Annotated in this window: 23 protein-coding genes and 1 pseudogene; 5 read left to right on the top strand and 19 right to left on the bottom strand. The window is 39.5% G+C overall.

The annotated features are described in order from the left end of the window. Positions 1-37: 37 nt before the first annotated feature. Together CD33_RS07115 and CD33_RS07120 are read right to left on the bottom strand one after the other, a co-directional pair. Positions 38-1,003 carry a quinone oxidoreductase family protein gene (locus CD33_RS07115; protein WP_036199486.1) on the bottom strand — a complete coding sequence of 322 codons (966 nt, stop codon included), beginning with the start codon at positions 1,001-1,003 and terminating at the stop codon, positions 38-40. A 219-nt stretch (positions 1,004-1,222) separates the two neighbouring features. Beyond that, complete coding sequence (locus CD33_RS07120; RefSeq protein WP_036199489.1) at positions 1,223-1,576, bottom strand: winged helix-turn-helix transcriptional regulator; 354 nt, start codon at positions 1,574-1,576, stop codon at positions 1,223-1,225. Positions 1,577-1,681: 105 nt separating this feature from the next. Between CD33_RS07120 and CD33_RS07125 the strand changes: the two genes are divergently transcribed. Beyond that, a complete protein-coding gene (locus CD33_RS07125; RefSeq protein ID WP_036199491.1) occupies positions 1,682-2,065 on the top strand; it encodes a RidA family protein in 384 nt (127 codons plus the stop codon). A 221-nt stretch (positions 2,066-2,286) separates the two neighbouring features. Here CD33_RS07125 and CD33_RS07130 read toward each other — a convergent pair whose 3' ends face one another. From CD33_RS07130 to CD33_RS07150, 5 genes are all read right to left on the bottom strand, one after another. Beyond that, a complete protein-coding gene (locus CD33_RS07130) occupies positions 2,287-3,012 on the bottom strand; it encodes a metallophosphoesterase family protein (RefSeq protein ID WP_036199493.1) in 726 nt (241 codons plus the stop codon). 133 nt (positions 3,013-3,145) lie between these two features. Further along, entirely contained in the window at positions 3,146-3,829 is a 684-nt protein-coding gene (locus tag CD33_RS07135; RefSeq protein WP_036199494.1) for a DUF554 domain-containing protein, read from the bottom strand. 63 nt (positions 3,830-3,892) lie between these two features. Continuing rightward, on the bottom strand, positions 3,893-4,711 hold the full coding sequence (locus CD33_RS07140; protein WP_036199496.1) for a MerR family transcriptional regulator: 819 nt from the start codon (positions 4,709-4,711) through the stop codon (positions 3,893-3,895). Between the two features lie 304 nt (positions 4,712-5,015). Further along, positions 5,016-6,632 carry a thiamine pyrophosphate-binding protein gene (locus CD33_RS07145; RefSeq protein ID WP_036199497.1) on the bottom strand — a complete coding sequence of 539 codons (1,617 nt, stop codon included), beginning with the start codon at positions 6,630-6,632 and terminating at the stop codon, positions 5,016-5,018. A gap of 312 nt (positions 6,633-6,944) precedes the next feature. Further along, the gene (locus CD33_RS07150) at positions 6,945-7,904 is read right to left on the bottom strand and encodes a nucleoside hydrolase (RefSeq protein WP_036199499.1); all 960 of its coding nucleotides are present in this window, start codon (positions 7,902-7,904) and stop codon (positions 6,945-6,947) included. Between the two features lie 178 nt (positions 7,905-8,082). Here CD33_RS07150 and CD33_RS07155 point away from each other — a divergent pair, with 178 nt between their 5' ends. Next, positions 8,083-9,744 (top strand): mechanosensitive ion channel, encoded by a 1,662-nt coding sequence (locus CD33_RS07155; RefSeq protein ID WP_036199501.1) that lies wholly within the window; start codon positions 8,083-8,085, stop codon positions 9,742-9,744. Positions 9,745-9,850: 106 nt separating this feature from the next. On the opposite strand, the gene CD33_RS07160 is transcribed toward CD33_RS07155, so the two are convergent. The 7 genes from CD33_RS07160 to CD33_RS07190 form a co-directional block, all read right to left on the bottom strand. After that, positions 9,851-10,408 (bottom strand): GNAT family N-acetyltransferase, encoded by a 558-nt coding sequence (locus CD33_RS07160; RefSeq protein ID WP_036199505.1) that lies wholly within the window; start codon positions 10,406-10,408, stop codon positions 9,851-9,853. Positions 10,409-10,507: 99 nt separating this feature from the next. Beyond that, positions 10,508-10,981: a DinB family protein gene (locus CD33_RS07165; RefSeq protein ID WP_036199509.1), complete on the bottom strand. Its 474-nt coding sequence runs from the start codon at positions 10,979-10,981 to the stop codon at positions 10,508-10,510. 206 nt (positions 10,982-11,187) lie between these two features. Further along, positions 11,188-11,559: a hypothetical protein gene (locus tag CD33_RS07170; RefSeq protein ID WP_036199511.1), complete on the bottom strand. Its 372-nt coding sequence runs from the start codon at positions 11,557-11,559 to the stop codon at positions 11,188-11,190. 88 nt (positions 11,560-11,647) lie between these two features. Continuing rightward, positions 11,648-11,908 (bottom strand): hypothetical protein, encoded by a 261-nt coding sequence (locus CD33_RS07175; protein WP_140422970.1) that lies wholly within the window; start codon positions 11,906-11,908, stop codon positions 11,648-11,650. A 220-nt stretch (positions 11,909-12,128) separates the two neighbouring features. After that, a complete protein-coding gene (locus tag CD33_RS07180) occupies positions 12,129-12,665 on the bottom strand; it encodes a DUF1572 domain-containing protein (protein WP_036199514.1) in 537 nt (178 codons plus the stop codon). Between the two features lie 72 nt (positions 12,666-12,737). Next, positions 12,738-13,175: a DMT family transporter gene (locus CD33_RS07185; RefSeq protein WP_309299194.1), complete on the bottom strand. Its 438-nt coding sequence runs from the start codon at positions 13,173-13,175 to the stop codon at positions 12,738-12,740. Between the two features lie 115 nt (positions 13,176-13,290). Continuing rightward, positions 13,291-13,659 carry a nuclear transport factor 2 family protein gene (locus CD33_RS07190; protein WP_036199516.1) on the bottom strand — a complete coding sequence of 123 codons (369 nt, stop codon included), beginning with the start codon at positions 13,657-13,659 and terminating at the stop codon, positions 13,291-13,293. A 200-nt stretch (positions 13,660-13,859) separates the two neighbouring features. On the opposite strand from CD33_RS07190, the pseudogene CD33_RS07195 reads away from it, so the two are divergent. After that, a pseudogene (locus CD33_RS07195) lies at positions 13,860-14,802 on the top strand (NADH:flavin oxidoreductase/NADH oxidase); the annotation flags it as partial. Positions 14,803-15,052: 250 nt separating this feature from the next. Here the strand turns inward: CD33_RS07195 and thrC are convergent. Further along, complete coding sequence (thrC, locus tag CD33_RS07200) at positions 15,053-16,327, bottom strand: threonine synthase (protein WP_036199598.1); 1,275 nt, start codon at positions 16,325-16,327, stop codon at positions 15,053-15,055. A 159-nt stretch (positions 16,328-16,486) separates the two neighbouring features. On the opposite strand from thrC, the gene CD33_RS07205 reads away from it, so the two are divergent. Beyond that, positions 16,487-17,377, top strand: a complete 891-nt coding sequence (locus CD33_RS07205) for a LysR family transcriptional regulator (RefSeq protein ID WP_036199518.1) — start codon at positions 16,487-16,489, stop codon at positions 17,375-17,377. A 338-nt stretch (positions 17,378-17,715) separates the two neighbouring features. Here the strand turns inward: CD33_RS07205 and CD33_RS07210 are convergent, their stop codons facing one another. The 4 genes from CD33_RS07210 to CD33_RS07225 all read right to left on the bottom strand — a co-directional run bounded on the left by CD33_RS07210 (position 17,716) and on the right by CD33_RS07225 (position 21,096). After that, positions 17,716-18,159, bottom strand: coding sequence for a hypothetical protein (locus CD33_RS07210; RefSeq protein WP_140422971.1), 444 nt, complete (start codon positions 18,157-18,159; stop codon positions 17,716-17,718). Between the two features lie 357 nt (positions 18,160-18,516). Next, positions 18,517-19,443 (bottom strand): DMT family transporter, encoded by a 927-nt coding sequence (locus CD33_RS07215; RefSeq protein WP_036199522.1) that lies wholly within the window; start codon positions 19,441-19,443, stop codon positions 18,517-18,519. Between the two features lie 103 nt (positions 19,444-19,546). Next, positions 19,547-20,440 carry a DMT family transporter gene (locus tag CD33_RS07220; RefSeq protein WP_036199525.1) on the bottom strand — a complete coding sequence of 298 codons (894 nt, stop codon included), beginning with the start codon at positions 20,438-20,440 and terminating at the stop codon, positions 19,547-19,549. Between the two features lie 116 nt (positions 20,441-20,556). Then, positions 20,557-21,096 (bottom strand): prolyl-tRNA synthetase associated domain-containing protein, encoded by a 540-nt coding sequence (locus CD33_RS07225; protein WP_036199528.1) that lies wholly within the window; start codon positions 21,094-21,096, stop codon positions 20,557-20,559. A gap of 122 nt (positions 21,097-21,218) precedes the next feature. On the opposite strand from CD33_RS07225, the gene CD33_RS07230 reads away from it, so the two are divergent. Next, positions 21,219-22,088, top strand: a complete 870-nt coding sequence (locus CD33_RS07230; RefSeq protein ID WP_036199530.1) for a LysR family transcriptional regulator — start codon at positions 21,219-21,221, stop codon at positions 22,086-22,088. Positions 22,089-22,569: the final 481 nt, after the last annotated feature.

The raw sequence follows: 22,569 nt of genomic DNA on the forward strand, positions 1-22,569 counted from the left end.
AGCTTCATAGATTTAAAAGCTTTGCGGGAGGCTCTTTTTATACTTTAATCAAGATTTTCCCTTCATATTTGCGGCTCTCAATTAACTTATGCGCTTGTGCGGCCTCACTTAAATCAAATACTCGTGCAACCGGTAGGATGATTTGCTCTGAAGCAAATAAGTCGATTACCTTCTGGGCAACAGATGCCAAACTTGCCGGTTTATGTTTTCTTGTTGTACCTAGGCTGAAACCTTTGATATTTCGACAGCTGTTATGTACATCACTTGTTTTGAAAGTACCCGCCTTGCCACTGCTATTGCCGAATTGGACCAGTGTGCCGTAAAAAGCCAGGCATTCAAGACTGCTGCCGGTAACTTCACCCGCAACCGAATCAAAGATCACATTCGCACCTTGATTATTCGTTTGCCTCAAAACTTCCTCCTTAAAGTCATCATAAGTGCAGATTACATCAGCGCCCAATCTTTTTACATAATCCTCTTTTTCCAGATTGCCCACAGTCCCAATAATTTTTTGGACACCCGCTAGTTTTGCCAATTGGACAAGCATGGAACCCACCCCGCCAGCAGCACTATGTATGACGATTGTATCTGTTTGTTGTACTTGGCCAATTTGATGCAAGAGAATGTAAGATAAAATCGATACGGTTGGCATGGAGGCCGCCTGTTCAAATGACAGGTTATCCGGAATTTTGAATACCAATTGAGTATTCGCAACAACATATTCTGCATATGATCCGCCTATAGGGAAAGCGATGATTCTATCCCCCTTTGAAAAAGCGGAATCGGCAGGGGCCTCTTCTATTGTCCCTGAAACATCAAGTCCCAGTGTAAACGGAAAATCGTTCGCCCCTTTTTTCCCTTGGCGTTGTTTTATATCTGCGTAATTAACACTTGTATATGCCACTTTTATGAGCACTTCATTATTCCCGACTTTTTGCAGGTCCACATCCGTATAGGTAAGGACATCTGCACTGCCAAACTCCTGTTGGATGACGGCTTTCATTTTCATAACCCCTCTCTAACTTTTTTTCTTTTCAGTTTTACCAGAACCCGATAAATCCTTTATTCGATAATCTACCTATTATCCCTGCTTAGCGGCTAAAAAAAGCATCTTCCTCAGTCCAGGAAGATGCCGGATTATTATTTAAGATTCACTATAGCTTTCGTTCAGTAACAACGAAATAAATCAAAATATAAATCTCTTTGATTGTGAATCCACCAGCTATACAGGAGGAAGTGAATTGTCGCGATTTTTTTCTCCCCACTCACATAGCTGTTCCATAATGGGCAACAGTGTATTTGCTTTATGTGTGAGACTATACTCAACCTTAGGTGGAATCTGCGGATATTCTTTCCGTATAACCATTCCGTCTGCTTCCAATTCTTTCAGTTGCGTACTCAATGTTTTAAAGGTAATGGCGCCTATTTTTCTTTTCATATCATTAAAGCGGACAGGTTGTTCTTCCGCCAGGAGATAAAGAATAAGCATTTTCCACTTGCCGCCAATCACCGACAATGTATAGCCGAAAGGTGTTTCCTGGATATTACCCGCTTCTTTAAAATCCGCCATGCTCATATCGACACTATCCTTTCTGGTAGTAGCTATCAATAAAGTGCGTACTATTTATTTCTTTGTGTCCATTTTATACTTACTTTACTTTGAAATAAAGGAGAGAAAAAAATGAAGAATGTTAAAACTTACAATCACGACCTTTGGGATCACGGCATTACCCAAGGATACAGCGTCAATGGCACGATTTATATTTCAGGACAGTTTTCCCACGATACCGAGGGAATGTTCGTTGGCAATGGCGATATTGAGGCACAAGCTCGGCAAACACTGGAAAACCTCGATCGAGTATTGGAAGGATTTGGTGTCACGAAATCCAACCTTGCTTATGTGGAACTTTATCTAACTAATCCGCAGGAACATTCCGGGACGGTTATCGAGTTATTTAAGGAATATGTTGGAAAGCACCGCCCGGCCGGCAGCCTCATCGGCGTGACTTACTTGGCGTTCCCGGAGCAACTAATCGAGGTGAGCGCAATCGCACACGCCGATTGAACGGATTATGAAGTAAGACGGAATAATGGCAACAATTAAGACAGGTTGAATTGAATTCTGGATAGTCATTAAATTATGTATGGCTATCCTGAGGATTTGCACTTTAAAGGCGGGCTAAAAATGAGGTAATGATCTTGCCCGTCTTCCTTCAATTTCTCCCACCTTACTTGGGAAGTTTATAGGGTTGATGGGAAAAGTGTGTTCAATTCCTGCGGGAGAGCTTACATTCTCCCAGTTTGCAATGCTTTTACCCAGTCACTTCTGCCGTTTTTTTCACTTTGCCTGATTGCTGCCTCGCGGTTGTAAGGAATAAGTATTTGTTCTATGAACCACTCATTTTCTTTTTTAGTTACTATTGTATAATTTGCATAAGGGGAACCTGACTCCATTTTATGGTACACCGGTAGTTCATCTTCATAAGCTGGAAGTCCGACACTCCCCGGATTCACAACGATTTTGCCATTAGGTAAATAGACAACCCTAGGTATGTGGGTATGTCCGCAAAAGATAATGCCCTGCGAAATTCCATGAACTAATTCCAAAATTTCATCGGTATCCTTAAGCATGGAGCCATTCGGGCCCATTACCTCCAGCATATAACGTTCATCACTAGCTGGCGTACCGTGGCAGAAGTAAAAATCGTCGGTTTGCAATGAAAAGGGTAAAGCGGAAAGCCATTCCTTATGCTCTTCTTCCAATAAATCTTGTACATACTGCACCGTTGGATTGCCTGTATCGGCATCCAGCAAAATTCTATCGCAATTTCCACGGATGCTTCGTATATTCCCCTTTCCTAACAATTCATAAGTTTCGATAGGAAATAGCGGACCATATAGGCTGTCACCCGAATTATATATCTCCTGGATCCCGCGATTTTGAATATCCATCAGCACCGCCTGCAGTGCATCTATATTGCCATGGATATCGGAAATTACAGCAATTTTCATGAATTAGACCCTCCAATCATTGTTTAAAGCTATATTATATAGGTAAACCGCTACTAAAGTGCCCATGTGGATTCCTCGATTACATTCAATTAATCCCTTCTTCCGTAACGCAGCCTCAAAATTAAGCCAAGCATTACTGTTGGGTTAAGTGAATAATTAAAAATACGATAGGAGGCACCATTAATGCCGGCAAAAGATTCAAAGTATTGAATTTCTTTATATCTAAAATACTTAACCCGGACGCTAAAATCAATATACCTCCTACAATCGTAACTTCATTTAGAAGATCCATATTTATGGAGTTTTTCATTAACGATGCAATGAAATAAATCGATCCCTGCCAGGCAAATAATACAACTCCCGCAACAGCTATCCCGATTCCAAACGTTGAGGCTAAAACAATCGAGGTAATTCCATCCAACATTCCGTTTGCAAGCAAATACGTGTAATCCTTTTTTAATGCCGCCTCTACAGGACCTAGTATTGATAATGTTCCAATACAAAATAAAAGAATGGCACTTGATAACCCTTCTGCCAAATTGCCCTTCGAATATTTATTGACTACAGCATTAAATTTCGCTTCTAAATTAAGCCTTTGACCGAGCAATCCACCTATAGCTAAACTTACTATAAAAAGGACAGGATATTTACTGGAAGGCAAGTGCTGCACTAATGCATTTATTCCCAATCCCATTGCCACCAATCCCATAGCCTGCATTAAAATATGATTATATTTATCTTTGATCCCCTTCTTAAAAATGCTGCCAATGAGACTACCAATTACTATCATCACTGTATTAAATATTGTCCCAAACATAACTTTTCCTCCGTTTGAATATTATTTCTAACCAAAAATATAGACCCTCCTGTTAGGGGAGGGTCAACACTTAATTGGTATTTGCAGTTCTGTCAGATAATCTTGTTCGCTTCCTGAAATATAATGATCGATGATTGTTCTTTCAATGGAATCCCCGGTCACCTGGAAACCATGATCTTCAATATAGCTCAGCAAGGTTTTATAGTGCAAGGGGGAGTCGCCGTGATTCCCGTTATAATAAATACATGCATACATGCCTTCGGGAAGTGTCGTCGCTAAAGCACTTTGAATCTCCTCTTCCTCGGTTAGAATGAATATCGAATTATATTCGTTAAATTTGTTATTGAAAATATGATCAATGCTTACTGTTAAACCTACTCCCCCGATAAATATGGAGGAGTTCATATCGGATAGGTTCTCTAATTGCCGCAAGGAGACTTCCAATTGAGGTTCCGAAGTGATATTGTCCATTAACCGCACAATTTTTCTCTCTTTGATTGCCCTTATGGATACAACCCCCAACTCCCTTATTTCTCTTGCCTGTTTTATATCTTTAATACGATTTTCAAAGCGACGGTTCACCCGTTCCAATTCCTTAATTTTATTCTCAGTCCATTCTTTCTGCTTCATTAACAAATCCAAAAAGCCATTAATGTCCCGATGTTGCAGGTGTATCTTGATTTCATTTAAAGAAAACCCTAACTGCTTTAAGTAGTGAATGGAGTTAAGTTGTTCAAATTGTTCGGTAGAATAATATCTGTATCCATTTTTCTTGTCGGTTTGAATAGGCTCCAGCAGTCCGATTTCATCATAGTATCTTAATGTTTTTATCGTAGTATGATGAAGTTTAGCCATCTCTCCAATTGAAAATCGATTCTTCATATACATCTTCCTTTATCGATAGACTGTAGTTTCAACACCATCATACTCCATTTTATATTGTTTAACTAACTTGCTTTCTACCGACCATAGTTTCTGCTCTTTTTAAAATCTTTAGTGGCTGTTTGGTGTTTCAGAAGCGGTATCCTGCACTTAAAGTCATTCCGTGTCAAAAACATATTCAAGAAATCGCTTAAAACAAAAAGGGGGGTTATCCTTCCTTCTCATTTTTACTGCTTTTAGATGGACGCGTTCTTTCACGCAGTCATAAAAAAGTGGTGACCAACAACGCGATCACCACTTCGATTTATTTTGTTTCCGGGAAGAATACTTGGGCTGTACGGATATCCACCAATGTAGGAGCCTTCGTATTGAGTGCTTCTTCCAACAGCGATTCCAGCTCGCTATCGTTGGAGGCGCGCAACCCTGTCCATCCACAGGCTTCCGCCAGTTTGACAAAATCAGGGTTGGTTAAATCCACCCCTACTTCTTTCTTCTTCGCCGCTTCGAGTTTGTCTCTTTCCATTTGCAGGCTCTCATTATTTAACACAATGACCGTAATATCCAGCCCATAACGGGTAGCTGTCAACAAATCCGCAAGCACCATTTGCAAGCCTCCGTCGCCCACTACCGCGACTACTTGTTTTTCGGGTTTTGCAAGCTTGGCAGCCATTGCGGCTGGGAGGCCAAAGCCCATTGTCCGCCAGTAGCCGGAGAATAATACAGTTTGTTCTTTTTGACGGAAGTTGCGATTCGTCCACACCGTATTATCACCTGTATCCAGTGCAAGAATGGCATCCGGTGCCACGGTCCGGTCAATGGCACGGATAATGCGTGCAGGGTGGGCAGGATACCCCTCGGTATTGCCTTCCTTCTCATTTTCTGCAGCCCATTTTCCTTTTACTTCCGTGCATCGGGCCACCCAATCTTCTGAGCGTGAGAATCCTTCGAGGCCCTCCGTCAAGAATGGGAGGACATCTTCTGTTTTGCCGATGATCCCAAGTTCTGCAGGAATACCTTTTACAAATTTATCGAAATGGCGATCAATCTGGATAATCCGTGCATCCGTCGGCACATACCCTTCCGGCCACCATTTTGTACCCGCAAGAAGGACTACATCCGCTTCCTTAAATAGCTCGCCTGCATAAGGGTTGCCCCCTTCGCCAATCCCTTGCAAAACATGCGCGGAAGATTCGTCAAACAAGCCTTTTCCGCCCAAGCTTGCAAGAATGCCGGCTCCCCATAAATGAGCAAGCTTCTCCAACTCATCCGATGCTAAAGCGGCTCCGGAGCCGGCAAGGATCATTGGCCGCTTGGCAGTTTTCATAATGCGTGTCGCCTGTTCCAAGCTTTCTTTCGTGAAGATGGAAGCGCCCTCTATCACATCCGGCATCGGGCGCGGCTCCCCTTTAGCCGGCATTTCGAAAATATCTTTCGGAACGGAAATATGTGTCACAACCCGCTGGCCGAGTGATGTTCGCGCGGCTTTTTGAAGAATTTCAATTGTCGCATCCGGACTTGCCAGATTGGCCGAATAAGCGGCAAAAGGCTTCATAAGCTCCTGCTGGTCAATGTACTGAGGATATTCCGTGCCAATCTTGTCACTTGCCGCCTGTCCTGTGATTGCAAGGACAGGCGCTTTGTCTGCATAAGCATCACCGAGTCCATTCAGTAGATTCGTTGCACCCGGCCCCATCGTCGCGGTGCATACGCCAAGCCCACCCGTCAGTTTTGCTTCCGCCGATGCCATAAACGCGGCCGTTGCCTCATGCTTGACCGCGATATATTCAATTTTGTCCTGCTTTGCCAGTGCATCGATGAGCCCAAGCGTCGCATCGCCCACCACTCCATATATTCTTTTTACGCCGAACAAAGACAACTGATCCAGCATCAATTCACCAACCGTTCGCCCTGTGTTTCCCATGTTATATGAACCTCCTTCATAGATCTTTCCAGCCCATTTCCGGCCAAAGCATCTATCTTATTTTTCGTTCATATTATTTTTTCCCAACATGACAATGGTTAACCCTCATTTTTCCAAACGTTTGGTGAAATGAGAGGCAATCGTGAAAATCCTTGCATACGATCGGTTCATGTCCTCATTCCCAGCTTCAGCCATTTTCATGGATATTACTCAAAAAAAATGTCAGCCCATAGCAAAAAAGCATGCTTTGAGGATATCAAAACATGCTTCTTGCAGGATGATAGGCTCCACATTTTTACATTGGAAGCAAAACTACTTTAGCCTCGCCGAAATAATTTCCACTGCCTTCATAAATTCCGCGACGAATTGTTCGCGATTTACTGTGTGAAGAACGTGCACATTGGGTGCTTTATCCGTACGGTTCGTATAGTCCACAACCGTTGCTCCGGCTGTGATGCCTTCAAGCGAAACTACAACATGACAATTTTGGCCTTCAAATAATTCCGGGTTTAATAAATACATGACGGCACAGACATCGTGAAAATGCAGTACTTGGTCATAATTTTCCTCATGGAAAGGTGTTTTCTTCATGACATCCAAATAGTAGGTCACAAGTTGGTAAGCTTTGTCCGCAAATTCGCCGCCGATCCGCAAAATGTTTTCCGCTTCATCAATTGTGACAAATGCCTTATGCGTTACATCCAAACCACTCATGACAATTGGGATACCGGAACGGAACACGATTTCAACTGCATGAGGATCCACATATGCATTGAATTCCGCCACCGGTGACATGTTGCCCCCGACTGCTGCACCGCCCATCCAGGAAATCCGTTCGATTTTTGGTTTCACCTCAGGATGCGCAAGGAGCAATGCCGCCACGTTCGTTAACGGGCCGGTTGCCACAATAGTTATTTTCTCATCGCTCGTCATAATCGTCTCCAGCATGGCCGTAATAGCTGGGCGTTCGCTTACCGGCAACTTCGGCGCCGGAAACTTTACATTCCCGAAGCCGCTTTCCCCGTGAATATCTTCCGCCACTTCAAGCTCCCGGAAAAAGGGCCCTTCCAATCCACGTGCAATTTCGACACTCGCCCCTATGTAGCTTAAGAAGGTACGCGCGTTGTAGTTTGTCTTGTCTTGCGAAATATTACCCGAACAAGTTGTGACCAATCGCACGTCCAATACATCATCATTGGCAAATGCCAAAGTGAGCATCATTGCATCATCAATCCCCGGATCTGTATCGATTATAATTGGTAACTTCGTCATGTAACATCCATCCCTTTTAAACTTTCAGATTGTATTCTATTTTCATTATATATCAAAAATAATCTGTTTTTGGAGATTAAAAATCAAGGTGATGGTTGCTCCATTGTCTGTTTACACGAAAAAGGATTGGGTAAAGAAAAGTATTCCCAATCTATAATTCTATTAAGGAGTGAAGATATTGGACAATAATCGCTACTGGAACAATTTTGATTACCTTTGGGTTAAACTGCCCGACTTTTTATTGGCACTACTCGTATTATTGGTTGGATGGTTCATTGCCAAAGCAATCGAAAAGGCGGTCTTGAAGGGGCTCCGCAAAACGAGCTTGGATGACAAGGTTTTCCCCAATCGTGCAAATCGAAAGTATTCTTCTGAAAAAATAATCAGCAAGATTATCTATTATCTTCTAATGGTGTTCGTCTTTATATTATTCTTCAACATACTAGATTTGGACATTATCGCTTCACCGCTCGTTGGCATGTTCTCCTCCATTATGGGCGCGGTGCCAAGCATTTTGAAAGCAGCGCTAATTCTTTTAGTAGCATGGCTCATCGCTACCGGGCTGAGCATGTTGATCCGAAAAAGCGGCAGCACCTTGAGAGTTCATGAAAAAATGCGCAAGTGGAATATAACAGATGATAAAGTGCAGCCCGCCGATTTGATGGATCAGGTGGCCATAGTCGTTTTCTATCTGACATTGCTGCTGTTCCTGCCAGCTGTACTCGGTGCCTTAAACCTTAACGGAATCGCCGGTCCGTTCACTGGTATGCTGGAAAGTATCCTGGCATTTTTACCTAAACTTCTCGCAGCCGCACTCATCTTATTAGTAGGATGGTTCATCGCGAAAATCGTTCGGGATATCGTAACGAATTTCCTGCAAGCCATCGGAAGTGAAAAATTAACGGCAAAACTCGGTCTAACACGATTATTGACAGGGACAAGCCTGGCATCCGTCATTGGTACAGTGGTATTTGTCCTGATTCTCATTCCAACAGTCATCGCTGCGCTCGAGCGATTGGATATTGAAGGCATTTCCGACCCGGCCATTGCCATGCTTAACGACGTCCTGACGATGCTGCCGAATATTGCTGTCGCGATATTCTTGGTGTTGATCGGTGTATGGCTCGGAAAATGGGTGCGCAAATTTATCTCCACTTTATTGGAACGCATTGGGCTCAATTCCTACTTCTCGGCTATGGGACTAAACAAGCCTGCAACATCTGCCAATGGTTTGAGCTTCTCCCAAGTGATCGGCTATGTCTCGCAAGTCATTATCGTCCTGTTGTTTGTGGTGCAAGCCCTTAATATTCTTGGACTTGAGTTCATGGTTACTTTGGCGACAGCTGTCATTGCCTACCTGCCTCATGTCATTGCTGCCCTGGTCATCCTCGGAGTAGGCTTGTGGCTCGCCAGTCTTGTGAAGAAACTGCTTAGCACGATTCTTCAAGGACCGCATTATAAATTCCTTGCCACTGTTGCACAGGTAGCGATTATCGCGATTTCAATCTTTATGGCTCTTGACCAGCTCGGCCTTGCCGCTTCCATTGTCAATGCCGCATTCATTTTAACGCTCGGCGCACTTGCACTGGCTTTCGGCTTATCATTCGGTCTTGGCGGAAAAGACTTTGCTGCCAAATATCTTCAGAAGCTTGATCATAAAATTGAAGCGACGACGATAAACAAAGACGCCGATTCGAAACAGGTCATGAAAGAAGCGATGAACGATATGAAGCAAGGTCCTGTTGCCGGTCCAGTCGACAAGCCGGTTCATCCGACAAACACAGAGCCGGCAAACGACCCGCTAAACCCACGCAATAACATGCTAGATGATTTTCAATAACTAAAAATAGATCAAGGCAGCTATTTGGCTGCCTTTTTCATTGGAAGGAGATGCTGCTTGTATTTAGGACCAACACAATATTTCCCTAACGTGTAAGTATGTAAATTCAGTTTGCCCCGTCATTCAACCATCTCCCCATCACAATGGTATTGTAGTAATTGCCATCCGAAAGAAGTTTGTCCTTTTTCAAAATGCCTTCCGTCTCAAAACCTAATTTTTCATAAAGGTTGATCGCTTTTTCATTTGTTTCAAGAACATTTAACGTTATTTTTTTGATCCCGGTTGAGTCTGCCCAAGCCATCGATTCTTTTAGCAAATTTTTGCCTATCCCAAAGCCCCAATAATCCTTTAACACCCCGACTCCGAATTCCACCTTGTGGGCAAAACGTTTTAAGAAATTCCCTTCACATCTGGAAAATCCGACGATTCTATCGTGAACCACAGCAACTAGAAACAAGTTTTTCTCACTTTCTGTATCCGTTTTGATTAAATGTTCAAACCCTTGTGCATCGATGTATGACTCACCCTTTTCCCTGTCGAGATTTTCGGTCTCCCCATCAATTTGCAACCTGATTTCGCTCAAATCCTTGGCATCCTCTTTAATTGCCGACCTGATTGTATACGTCAGCCCATTCACACTAAATTGCTGATTGTTTATTTTCATTGAGCTTCTCCCCCTTAAAAATCTTCGGCTAAGGAAAAACTTGCCGTTCTGTTTCTAGAGTTATTAATTCTATACAAACTAAAAAGGTCCTGAATTTGTTTACTCAAACAATTGGACCTTTAGTTCTCGTTTTAACACATGCACCATCATCGAGTGTAATTGCCCACGGTGATGAAACAGATGCGCTTGCGTATCCAACAGCCATTCATATCGAGAGTGAGTCACCCCAAAGAACGAAGTCGTTTCCCGTAACAGCTCCTCTTCCTGCATAGATGCTATGCCTTCTTTTAAATAAGTATAGTTTACGATAAGGGCCTCGATAATAGCCGTTTTATTCTCTTCAGGTTCTGCCTCTGCATAAAATCGGTCAAGCTCTTCTTCAGAAGCGCCAGCTCCTATCAGGAAATCCGCTTTGCATAGAACCGATATGTGTGAAAGGAGTTCACCAATCGACCATTTATCCTCGTTCGGTTTAATTTTGAGCTCTTCTTCACTCAGACACTCTATTAGTTTGATAATAGAATCAACAGCCAAATCCATTTGTTTGATAATACCATTGGAATAGACATTCATATATTACATCCTCCTTTTAGGAATAATTTAACAATGGGCATATCAATTATTCTACAAGTACACCGGCTAATCCTTTATATAATTTAAAATTATTGTTAAGCAGTGTGTTGGCAAAAAAAAATCCATTTTAAGGTTACCTTCAAATGGATTTCTGTTTATTATCTAATTCCTTTTATACTATCGCATTATTTTCCCTCTCTTAATTATTATTGAGCTATAACATTATCAAAGGGGATTGATTCGCCATTTACTTGAACATCGATTGTATCGTGTTCACGATCTGTCGTTAAATAATATGTATTTTGTTTCACAACGCCAGCTTGTGGATTGGTTTCATTAAACTTTATTGTTACAGTATTCCCTTCTGTTTCCAAATTAGCTTCCACATCTCCTCTAGAATGAAAAACGATGTAGTATCCTTTTCCTCCGTCCGTGATTGATTGGAGTCTTACAGTGGCGTCAACCTTCTCTTGTACATTATTGGGTACATTTTCAATTTCGCTAAAGCTCAATGTTGATGAATTGCATGCTGCCAAAATAGAAATTCCTAAGAGTGCCATTAAAACTATTTTCCTCATCTTTCACACTCCTTTGCTTTATCATTTATTCCACACTTTTTCTTGTATGCTCAGAATATGTGAACGGTTCAGGATCGCTTTTCATCCCTCATTCCTCCTTTTGGGCTTCCTCATTCTTGCGGTTCTGCCGAATTCTGCTTAGGAAGAGAAACAGACTGACAGCAAGAAGGAGAAGTGGAATTCCCTGAACAAACAGAAAAGCCATGATCATTTCCGTCATGCTATCAGAAGCGTCCGCAGCCATAATTGCTATGAAAAATGCTACTGGAAGGGCGAGCATGTTTACAAATATAGAGATAAATAAAAATACAGTTTCTATAGCGATTGATGATTTTTTTGGTTTTGTCATGGTTGATAAATACCTCCACTCTCTATACTCTAACATAAATTCCCATTTCCTTTCAAAGCTGTTCCGCAATCTGGCAACTCCCTTGAGGCGTAAGTTAAACTGTGTAGAGTCTACGAGGAATAAGACTGTGCCCGATTACTGAATATGAAAAAAATCCTGTGCCAAAACACAGGATTAGATTATTAAGCGGATTCAACCCTAAGGATTGCAAATTGAATCATTACTGTTTATGTTTCTTCTGCATATTTTCCAAATATTTTTGAGAATATCCTTTCGGGATGCTCAGGGTCTTCCAATGTTTATCTTTCACTTGCTTGCCGATATAGACGATTTGCCCTACATGATAGGCGTAATGCGCCATCTGTCGTTCAATCGCATCTATTACCGTATGGCTTTCACTGCGAATAGTGATCGTCCTCAATAAGTCCTGTTCCCCCAAATTACGCAATGCAGCAAAAAGTGTACCCCAGCCTTTTTCCCAAATTTCAATCATATTTTGCTTGGATGCAATTGTATTTTCAAACTCCTCATCGCGATTTCGATCGGGCTTTTCCCCGTCCGACGTTAAGAAGTCGGTCCATCTGGAAATCATATTTCCACCCATGTGCTTTACGATTACGGCAACACTATTCGATTCTTTATTATAAGACCAATGGATCTCCTCTTCCGATAGTTGATTTATTGTTTTATCTCCAAGTTCTTTGACACTTTTAAACCTCTCTTGCACTACTTTTAGATACACATGATCAATACTCATCCTCATTCCCCCCGGTATTTAATGAAGTTCCCGTCCCCGAATTGCGGCATCATTCTTTTTCAAAGAGTTTCTTCATTTACTGTTATACAAAAATAATGAGAATAGCAGCAATACCAAAGCTATCAGTTTCCTTGCATCGATGGGATGGGCCGTTCCGCCGAATAAACCGAAGTGGTCGATGATGGCGCCAAGCACAATTTGCCCGACAATGACCGCCATTAACGCAGCAGAGACGCCGATTTTCGGAACGGCAATCACTTGGACCATCACAAAAAAGGCGCCCAACAAACCGCCCAACAATTGCCACTTTGGTACGGTAGAGATAGCAGAAATTTCCCCTCTGCCAAAAAATATTAAAATGAATAATAAAGCCAAGGTGCCAATAAAAAAACTAATAAAGGACCCCTCGATAACACCAACTTTTCTCCCTAACCCCCCATTAATTTGACTTTGGACAGCAAGTGCCATACCGCCGATCATCGCCAGTAATGGAAAAATGAGTTTTATCATAATTTGAATCTCCCGAATTTCTTCTATAAAGGATACTATTAATCCTGAAATAGATTGTTATCTGTTTCTTATTTAGTAATTATAATTTGTATCCTAACTGATTTAAAGTATACAGCTACTCTTGAACAAAACTGCTATGTCCCGAGATTACTTGAACACCATTCTTTTGTTTTTGCCACACTCTTGTATAATACATTTCATCTTCCCTTTGTTTTCCTGCAACGGTGGCCTGTACCCTGGCCTTTGTTATTGTAACTGCACCATCTTCCAGTGAAATCACCTTTTGATTTATAAATTCAATATCCGTGATATTTACGATTCCCAACCGATGAGAATTAAGATCGTCTTCCTTGGTTACGATTTGGCCAAAGGGACTAACAAATGTAAGATTATCGCTGATGAGGTTATCAAGACTTTCCACATTCCCCTCCACCATCGCTTGGCGCAATTTTTCTTCGTATTCATAAATGCAACTCTCTTCCATCCTGATGCCCCTCCTTTTCTCAATTCATGTCTCCCTAAGTAATTCGTTTCAATAAATAAAATCCCTTCTTTAGGTAATAAACATTGCTGATGTCACTTGTGATAAGTGATCATTTTGGATTGCTCAATATTTTAGTGATAAAATTGATGGATTCACAATTTGCATCCCCTAAAAATATGGAGAATAAAGGACTTTTGATGATGAACCATTTATTTAGCCCCTTTGAATTTAAAGGATTGGAATTAAAAAACCGGTTAGTGATGCCCCCAATGTGCCAATATTCAGTGGAAAAGAAGGATGGCGTTGCAAACGACTGGCATTACTTGCACTATGTAAATCGAGCAATAGGCGGAGCAGGTTTCATCATTATTGAAATGACCGATGTGGAGCCGGATGGTCGGATTACCGACTTTGACCTGCGCTTATGGTCGGATGAACAAATCCCTGTCCTGGCAAGAATTGTGGAAGCGTGCCACAAATACGGTGCAAAAGTGGGCATTCAAATTGCGCACGCAGGACGTAAAGCGGAGGATGCTGCCGTGCAAGTTACCTAGCGCGATTCCATTCGATGGAAATTCAAAAACACCGAGAGCCCTTTCTACTAACGAAGTGAAGGATATGGTCGAAAAGTTCCGCAAGGCGGTTCAACGTGCCGTTCAAGCAGGGGTGGATGCCATTGAGATTAACGGTGCCCACGGCAATTTAATCCATCAATTCCACTCCCCTTTAACAAATAAACGGGATGATGTATATGGGAAGGATTTAACACGGTTTGGAAGAGAAGTGCTCCAAGCGGCCAAAAGTGAAATGCCTTCAGGTATGCCCTTGATTATGCGTATCTCTGCCCAAGAGTATGTGGAAGGTGGATACGGAATCAAAGAAAGCATCGAAATGGCCAAACAATATCAACAGGTAGGAGTGGATATTTTCCATATCTCCTCAGGTGGAGAAGGACAGATCTCTGCATCGGGAAGACCGGGTACACATGCCGCTTACCAGGTTCCACTAGCACGGGATATTAAACAAGCTCTTGGCGTTCCTGTGATAGCCGTCGGACGATTGGACGACCCGATTTTGGCAAATGCCGTTATCGGGAATGAAGATGCCGATCTTGTAGCGGTTGGACGCGGCATGCTAAGAAACCTAAAGCTTCACTAATTGAAGTTTGAATTCTGGTGTAAAAGTTCGACGTTGACGTGACATAGTAGCACGCTCCCTTAGGTTAGTATGTTTAGTGTATTAGCCCTTATATCATCTGTCCAACTTAGTGTAGCCGATTCATTCCTTTTGTAATAAGAAAGAAGAATGAAGGATTGTTTTGGCCCAATCCGTTAGGTGATTTTATAAATTCAAAGATTAGTCTACCATCTGTAAATTTCATTTCTGTCTTTTTCTATTTTTTCTCTATCATGTTTTCTCTAATGCTGTTTAGTGTTAGTCTGGAATGTTGTATTGTATTTTTAAATGATGCACAGGTATGTTCTCCAAGATGATAATACTTTAAAATATCCGTATCCTTCAGAATATTTCCTGTCAAGATACATAATACCGATTCTTCTTTATCAATTACTTGCTTAGAAACTAAATTACGTATTCCGGCGATTGTTGCTGCTGAGGCAGGTTCACAACCAATACCACTTCTATCAATAACAGCTTTTGCGTCAAGAATTTCCTCATCCGTTACTGAAATTGTAATCCCTCGTGTTTGGATTAGAGTATGTAACGCTTTTTTCCAGCTTGGTGGATTACCAATATTCAACGCGGAAGCTCGAGTGTATGGAAAAGGCTCAGGGGTAAGTTCCCTTTTTTCTTGAGATACCATTTTATGAAATGGGCTGGCACCCTCTGCTTGAACAATTGCCACTCGTGGCATCTTATTTATTAATCCTAGTGTAAATAAATCATGTAATCCTTTACCTAATGCTGTTGCATTACTTAAAGCTCCACCAGGAACGATTATCCATTCAGGTAATTCCCAGTTCAAATACTGCGCGATTTCATAAATGATACTTTTTTGCCCTTCAATTCTAAATGGATTAATTGAATTACATACATATAATCCAAGATCATTGCTATGTTTCTCTAAAAATTGTATGCCATCGTCATAAGTCCCCACAAAACTAAATACTTTTGCACCATAAGATACTGTCTGTAGGACTTTATTTAAAGATATATCTTTATCTGGAACGAAAACATAAGAATCTGCATTAGCAATCGAAGCATACATCGCTAAGGAAGATGAAGTATTTCCAGTTGAAGTACAAGTAAATTTCTTATATCCTAAGGATTTACCATGAGAAACAGCAACAGTCATACCGTTATCCTTAAATGAACCACTAGGGTTCTCACTTTGTGCTTTTACAAAAACTTGTTTAAGACCGGTATAATTCTGTAGTAATTCTGAAGTATATAACCCTGTATTCCCTTCATATTTTGTGACAATACAGTTGTCAGGTAACTCAGGAAAGATTAACTCTTTGTACCTCCATACCCCACTCGCATAAGGCGTCATACGTTCAGAAAGTCGTTCTTTAAATAAATGTTTCAATAAGTCAGCATCGTATCGTTGGAAATCATGCACTATATCAAGTAGCCCACCACAGGTACAATGATATTCAAACTCGCTAGAAGACGATTCCTTACCACAGTCAATACATATAAATTTCATCATTACTAGGGCACCAATCTAGTCCCTTTTCACCTCTCAAAAAGAAAATTTTATTGCGAATCAGTTTTTGTAATCTTAGAATAAAGGAGACCTATCGATAAATCTAATATATATTTATTTAATATTAATAACTTTTATTTATGAATATAGAGGTGTAAAATGAATCTTCATGCATTGAGGCTATTTCACATAGTAGCTGAAAAAGGCAATGTTACTCGTGCTGCTGAGGAGCTTAATATAAGTCAGCCTGCAGTAACAGCACAAATCAAAAAATTAGAACAAGAGATTGGTATAATTTTATTAGCTCCAAGGGGCAGAGGAATTTTATTAACTGAAGCAGGGATTCAACTTGCTAAACACACTAAAAGATTGTTTTCGCTTGAAGCAGAAATTGAATCCTATATTGAACAATATAAAAATGGTTCTATTGGAAAGCTTCGAATTGTCGCAACATATCTTCCAGCAAATTTTCTGCTACCAAAATGGCTAGCGAGGTACAAACAAAGATATCCCGATGTTGAAGTAGAATTAACCACTACTAATTCGCTTAAAGCGATTGATCAATTAATTAATTATCAAGCAGAAATAGCTTTCATTGGTGGGAGAAGAGAGTCCCATCCATTAATAAACAGGAGGGAATTATTTGAAGATGAAATGTGGTTTGTAGTACATAAAAATCATAAGTTTGCTTCAAATAAGGTTACTTTAGCACAAATTGTACGAGAGCCATTTGTGTTTCGAGAGGAGGGCAGTTCTGTACGTGAAAAGTTAGTTTCGTTATGTAAAATAAACAACGTAAATCAACCGACTGTTGGATTACAAATTAATGGATTAAATGAAACGATTAGGGCTGTTATGGAAGGTTACGGAGTTACCTTTGTTTCATCTCTGGAAGTAAAAGAATATATTGCTTGTGGCGACGTAGCAAAAGTTAATGTAGATGGGATTGAGTTGAAAAACCCTATCTCAATTTGCACGAGAAAAGGAGATGGACTTTCAATGCCTGCACATCATGTAATACAAATGGTTATTAATGAGGTTAATAATTAACTCGTATTTTAATTATATTTACGGGAGCGATTGTAAAAAGGAAACAATAAAGAAGAGTCTTCAAAGGGAGACCCCTTTAACAAAAATGGAATGTATGATGGATACCTTATCGTAATGAAAATCGACTTGTCCAATCCAGAAATTGGCTTAGCGTATATTTTCCGCGTTTTTCTGCCGGAACCTTAATCTTATGCATATAAAAGTGGGATTTATGCATTCTTTTACTCCATTAAATGGCCCTATTCATGAATAAATACACAATTCTACTCAACAATTGCGCCCGATTGTGGAATAAGCTACTCAGCAAAGTATAATTTATTTTCAGCTTGATTTTATATTCATTTTTCAGTTTCATAAGGGTATGATTTGATATTATGTGACCAGTACATCGGTTCAATCGCATACTCATAGACATATGTAAACTCGTTCATTCTTCTAGCCTTAACGAATCCGTGAGCAATACCAAAAGCTTCAAATGCTTTATCTAAATCGCTCTCTTCTTTTAGCCATAATTTAACCGCTGCGAGTTCACCATCTTTAAATATAACCCGCGCATCTTCAAAAGATTCTGACGGCTGTAGCCAATAATAATCTGCATAATCCGATTGTCCTTCTATAAATAGGAAACGCCCATTTTCATATGCTTGTTCACCCGTTGCTATCGGAAACTTAGCAAGAACCTCTTCTTTTGATAATGGAGTAATTTCAGACACTTCGGGATCAGGTTTAATATCATGATAATTCACTTCCACTGGTTGCACAGTTGGGACCATTTTTTTCACAGCTACATATTCTGTCTGTTCTAATATAAATCCACCAACTGTTCCTATACCACAGACTACCGCTAGGATTCCTCCTACCCATTTCCACTTTTTTATAATTGAACACCCCCGCCATCCCCCTTTTCTTACGTATATCATAATTATTCTAGAAGTGTTGTAAATATTTATTGAATGATTTGGTTTTGGTTTATCGATAGGTGATAAGTATTAGTGGTCGAATATGTATCCTTACTAGACAAATAAAAAAGACCATTATAAATGGCCCTACTTCAACAAACGCGCCCGATTGTTGAAGATCGTTCCTCAACATAGCTACCAGTAAGTGCAACAAATAAATTTATTTCATTGACCTATCCTCTATAATTTATTAATAATCTGTTTATGCTTTTTCTCCCATTGTCTTTCGATATAACTTGTGCCAAAAAGAATCCCAGTCACAATAAACACAAAACCAATTAATTGTGAAGCTGTAATTTTTTCATTTAAGAAAAGAGCCGAGAATGTAAGACCAAAAAACGGAACAAAGTTATTAAAGATGACTGTTTGTCCTGCACCTATTTGTTTAATAGCTTCATTAAAAACGATATATCCAACACCTGTTGCCACAATACCTGAAACGATAAATAAGAAGTAAATAAATAAAGGGGCTGATGTCATTGCTTCGACTCCCCCAGGTTCAGTAATAAAACTAATTACCAATAAACCAATTGAGCCTGCTAAAAACATTACCGTTGTTACCTGTTTTGAATCAAGTGTTGCTGTCGCTTTTTTTACAAAAATAAAACTAATGGCTTGAACAAGCATAGCAATAAATAAATACAATTCACCTCGAGAAAATTGCATAGCACCGAATGAACTGCCTTGAATAAAAAAGACACCCGTTAATCCTAGGATAATACCTATCAATCTCCACCTTGTTAATTGTTCACCCAAAAAGATGACGGAAAGTAATACTGTTGTAAGCGGTACTAATGCAAGAATTAAAGAAGCATTAGAGGCGTCAATCATTGTTAAACCTACAGCCATAAATAAATGATGTAGAATTACACCAAATACCATTCCAAGTAGTGTATAAAGCCATTCTCTTTTCGATAAACGACGAAAAGATTTTCTAATAATGATGATGCTTAAAGCTGTAATACCAGCTATCATAATTCGAAATGCAGTCATTGTTTGAGGAGGTAAATCTTCCACCAAAACTTTAATTATAACAACATTGAGTCCCCAAAGAACCATGATAAAAAACACTAATCCATAAGTAAGTAATAATCGTTTTTGATTCATAAGCTCTCCTCCAATTTTTCTCTGCCCTAAAAATTAGACCTCGTATCTAAAACATATAAAATATAAAACAGTATGAAACCAACGCCTCACACTGTTTTTAAAGTTATTCAGCTGGTGTTTTCATTAGTCGTTTTGAAAATCTTATAGATTTAATTTCACTAACCAGTGTAGAGCCTAATAGTAGTAAACCACCAAGTATTTGAACAATTGTCATTTGTTCTTGCAAGATAATGGCAGAAATTAATATTGCTACAAATGGATCCACATAGCTTAGCATAGCTATACTCTGTCCTTTTAATCCTTCCATACCAGAGAAAAATAACCAAAAACCAATTCCTGTATTGATAATCCCTAAAATTAATATAAAAGGAATGGAAGAGCTTGAAACTTCAAAGATACCAAAACCTTCAGTAAGGAAAACATATGGCATTAGAAGTAATGTGGTTGTTCCAAGTTGAATGATGGTCAACTCTAACTTTCCCATATCTTTAATAAATTTATTTAGAAGCAATAACGCAGCATAAAATGCAGCTGCAATCAATCCAAAGGAAAGCCCAAGTATATCATTTGATTTTGATGCACTTACCCCTTCTCCTACAATCATTAACATACCTATGATTGCTATTCCGATACAAACCATTTTTTTTATAGACAATTGTTCCCGAAGTACGATAGGTGAAAGAATCATCACAAACACTGGTGCAAAATAATAACCTAGCGTAGCATTGGCAATTGTCGTATAGTCATATGATTGATATAGAAAAATCCAATTTCCCCCTAGTGCTATACCTGAAAGAATCAAAAATAATGCATTAGATTTAACTATATTCCATGATATTTTTTTCTTCATTATAAAGAATATTATCAATAAAAATATGCATCCTAAGAAACTACTTAGTAAAGCTCTCTCACTCGATGAGAGATCGATATATCTTACAACTAAACCAATTGTAGCAAAAATAATCATTGATAATATAAACTGAATTTTAGATTTCATCGTCTACTCCTCCGACTGTGTCTCAATAGATGGGTTTACAGAATCTCACTAAATATTTAAAGGCAACAATTGTACATATACTTTAAATGAAATTATAAAATTCTACCCGATTCTTTTTACATTTCTATCACTTTCGGAATATGCTTTGCATAGGTTAAGAAGTTATTGACGATTAGCTCCGTTTTTACCTTCATATATCCAGTTGTCGTTCCATCACTACATCCATACCACTCTTCCAAAAGAATATCCTTATCTAAAACCACTTGCACAAGATTTTCCTTGTCCATTAATACGCCAAATACAGTAGCAGCACCGATTTTTACTTCCAAAATTTGTTCCATTAATTCTGCAGGTGCGAAGGAGACACGTGATATGTTGAGTGCATTGCTGAAATCTTTGGATTTAAATGGCTTATCAGCAGTAGTAATAAATAAATAAAAGTTTGCCTTTTTGCTATTGCAAAGGAAAAGCGTTTTTACCATTTTCATATCTAATTTTTTATTTATTTCGATGCAATCCTCCATCGAAATTGCTTCATCAGTGTCTACACGTTCAAATGGAATTTCTAATTTTTTTAATGTTTCATATACCATTTCTTGTAGAGTTGACTTATAACTTTCAGGTGAATTTACCAAAATATCACTTATGTAAAACATTTTATATACACCCTTTCAACCTTGATATTTCAATAGCAATAGCATAGCATATCTATATATATTTCAAAATTGAATATTTCTCATGTTATATATGAAGAAAAGGAATGTTTAGGAGGATAATTATGAATATCCAAAAATATATGGCTTTTGTCAAAGCAGTAGAATATGGGAGCTTTACAAGAGCTGCCGAAGCATTGGGCTATACACAGTCAGCAATCAGCCGCATGATTAATGATTTAGAATCGGAATGGGGGATTACACTTTTTGAAAGAGGGCGTTCAGGTACCAATCTAACATCAGATGGCTTAAAATTATTACCTCAGTTAAAACGAATCTGTAATGAACATGAAATTTTAATGATGCAGGTTGAGGACTTACACGATGTACAATCAGGAATAATCCGTATTGGAATTTTTTCAAGCGTGGCAACCCATTGGATTCCTAATATGCTTAAATTCTTTAAGAAGGATTATCCCAATATTGATTTCGAACTGCTATTAGGCGATTATACAGAAATTGAAAACTGGATTATAGAAGGCCGTGTTGACTTTGGGTTTTTACGGTTGCCTACTAAAGCAGATATTGAAACTATCTTCTTGGAGCAAGATCGTTTGCTGGTAGTACTTCCTGAAGATCATCCATTAGCTGAGTACGATAAGTTTCCTATCAGCGAAATATTGAATAGCTCCTTTATTTTATTGGAAAAAGGGGCAAAGGCAGATATCTCTGAGATTTTTGAAAAGCACCAAATTTCACCGCAAATCTCTTTTACAACATGGGATGACTATGCCATTATGTCGATGGTGGAAAACGGACTAGGAGTCAGTATATTGCCTGAATTGATTTTACATCGTATTCCTTACCGTATTATAACGAAAGAACTTGATGTTCCTGCTTATCGAAATATTGGTATTGCAATGAGGTCCCGAGAATCCCTTTCCCTTGCCGCCAAGAGATTTTTAGATTATTTATCATATAGAACGAGGGAGTAAAAAAGGAGGATGTAAAATCCTTTATATTTAATGCAAGTAAATAAAAGCATACCTTAATAAATGGTCACAATCTATATAGGTTATTCCACAAAATGGCCCGTTTGCTGAATAACACTATTTATCAAAACGACAAGGTTTATGATGTTTCGCAAAAAAAGTCAATCATCCACTAATCAAATAAAAAGCTACATTCACTGGTCCTTCATTTTACATAGTTGAGAGGACCTCTTTTAATTACTACTATCAATATAAAAATACCATTACTGTTACTGTTTAATTTGAAGAAACTCCCCTTCACTCGTAATGTGAACATCCCCTTTTCGTGTTACATACACTTTCGTTTCCAATGTGGATTCCGAGCCTTGGTATCAGATTTCTGTTTGTCGAGCCAAGATATTATTCCACGCTTCCTCCAGCCCTTACCTCACGATAAGTACCTTGCGCTTCCTTAGTGGTTGGTCGATCTGTACCCCCACAGTGG

Source organism: Ureibacillus sinduriensis BLB-1 = JCM 15800 (assembly GCF_000772955.1).
Lineage (GTDB): Bacteria > Bacillota > Bacilli > Bacillales_A > Planococcaceae > Ureibacillus > Ureibacillus sinduriensis.